The sequence below is a fragment of the Microcoleus sp. BM001215392 genome, from assembly GCF_036700185.1.
Lineage (GTDB): Bacteria > Cyanobacteriota > Cyanobacteriia > Cyanobacteriales > Microcoleaceae > Microcoleus.
Genome location: NZ_JAUBOJ010000654.1, coordinates 1 through 1,976 on the forward strand (window position 1 = coordinate 1; position 1,976 = coordinate 1,976).

The following is a 1,976-nucleotide window of genomic DNA, read 5'->3' on the forward strand; positions in this document are numbered from 1 at the left end:
TCGTTTATTTTACCAGATGCCGTCACTGAATTTTTTTTGACCTGAATCCTTACCTGCTGGGATTGGTTCCGCAAATTATGGCTGTCGTTTTGACCATGTTTGGGATGGCAGCCTGTTCGGCGACAGCTTCGGCTCCCACCCATACCTCGACTCAAGCTAGTGAACCCCAGAGCCAAGAGTTGAATCCAAATAATGCTGATGGCTACGTTGAGCGGGGTAATATCTGCCATGAAGAGGGGGAAAAAACGAATGCTATTGCTAATTTTTCTAAGGCGATTGAGCTGAATCCCAAATTAGCTGCTGCCTACGTCGGTAGGGGTAATATCTATTATGAGCAGGGTGAAAAAACGAAGGCTTTCAATGATTATTCTAAAGCGATTGAGCTAAATCCCAACTATGTTGATGCCTATTACAGTCGCGGTTTAGCTTACAACCACCAGGGGGAAAGAACGAAGGCTATTAATGATTTTTCTAAAGCGATTAATCTAAATCCCAACTATGCTGATGCCTATTACAGTCGGGGTATAGTATACGATGAACAAGGGAAAAAAACGAAGGCTCTCAATGATTTTTCTAAGGCGATTGAGCTAAATCCCAACTATGCTTATGCCTATTACAGTCGTGGTATAGTATACAATGACCAGGGTGAAAAAACGAAGTCTATTAATGATTTTTCTAAGGCAATAAATATTTATCCCAACTATGCTAATGCCTATTACAGTCGGGGTTTAGTATACGATGAACAAGGGGAAAAAACGAAGGCTCTCAATGATTTCTCCAAGACTATTGAGCTAAATCCAAACTTTGCTGATGTCTACTATAGTCGGGGTATAGTATACAATGACCAGGGTGAAAAAACGAAGGCTATCAATGATTATTCTAAGGCGATTGAGCTGAATCCAAACTATGCTCTTGCCTACGTCAATCGGGGTAATGCCTATTACGACAGGGGTGAAAAAATGAAGGCTATTGCTGATTATTCTCAGGCGATAGCTGTCGATCCAAACTTAGCTCTTGCCTACAACAATCGGGGTCGTGCATACCATAATCAGGGAGAAAAAAGGAAGGCTATTAATGATCTTTCTAAGGCGATTGAGCTGAATCCCAACTATGCTCTTGCTTACTACAATCTGGGTTTAGCTTACTCTGGTCTTGAAGACAAACAGAGTGCAATTCAAAATTATCAAAAAGCCGCTGATTTGTTTAAGCAAGAAGGGAAGATAAGTGAATACCAAAATACTGTCAGCCAAATTCAATACTTATCCGAAAAGTAGTGAAAAGCTTAGAAGGATTATGCTTTCAAATGACTCACCAACTGCTAAAAACTATCAATTCGATAAACTTTATACGATCGCCAGTGATTTCGATTTGCCGATCGCCCTTGATGATAAAATGGTGATTCCGACACGCAATCTTGGCCTTATTCCAGGACATCAGCTCAATCCCTCGCCACAGGAAACCATCTTTATCCCCAACTGCTGCTTAGTCTTCGAGGGAGTCAAAAAATCGGTTCGCGAACTCTGGCATTATGTTGCTGAATCGCCTGAATCGAGTCACTTCAAAGCTGTGGAACCTTCAACTTTGATTGTCGATGGCCCGTTTCCCGATATCACCGAACCAGTAGAGTCTTTTTTCATAGAAGGAGTAATGCTGGTTCCCCATGCTTGGGTTAGTTGGGAGATTGAAAGTGTGTCGTTTTATCTGGAATTGGATAGTACAAATCAAGCCGATTCAATTGAAAAAGAGTTGATTCAGGTGAATTAGATTAAATTTAAATTTTAGTGGTAAATTCCACATAAGACCAGACTCATTTTACCTCTTGCTTTTGCAACAACAATGCAGGCAGAGGTTCGCGATCGAAATCAAGTAATTCACCAGCCACAGGCAGCCATTCATCATTTAGTTCTTGACAAGAAACGGCTATAGCGATCCTAAATCATTTGCAAACAAATCTGGTTTCACTAATTGTGATTAAT

2 protein-coding genes are annotated in these 1,976 nt (G+C 40.8%); both read left to right on the forward strand.

Annotated elements, in window-relative coordinates; genetic code table 11:
- The first annotated feature begins 77 nt into the window (after positions 1 to 77).
- Positions 78 to 1,274, forward strand: coding sequence for a tetratricopeptide repeat protein (locus QT974_RS33850; RefSeq protein WP_333472734.1), 1,197 nt, complete (start codon positions 78 to 80; stop codon positions 1,272 to 1,274).
- A 19-nt stretch (positions 1,275 to 1,293) separates the two neighbouring features.
- Positions 1,294 to 1,764: a hypothetical protein gene (locus QT974_RS33855; protein WP_333472735.1), complete on the forward strand. Its 471-nt coding sequence runs from the start codon at positions 1,294 to 1,296 to the stop codon at positions 1,762 to 1,764.
- The last annotated feature ends 212 nt before the right edge of the window (positions 1,765 to 1,976 follow it).

What these genes read in the sequence shown, in the direction of transcription:
- QT974_RS33850 (WP_333472734.1), top strand. Translation starts at nt 78, where the DNA reads ATGGCTGTCGTTTTGACCATGTTTGGGATGGCAGCCTGTTCGGCGACA.
- QT974_RS33855 (WP_333472735.1), top strand. Translation starts at nt 1,294, where the DNA reads ATGCTTTCAAATGACTCACCAACTGCTAAAAACTATCAATTCGATAAA.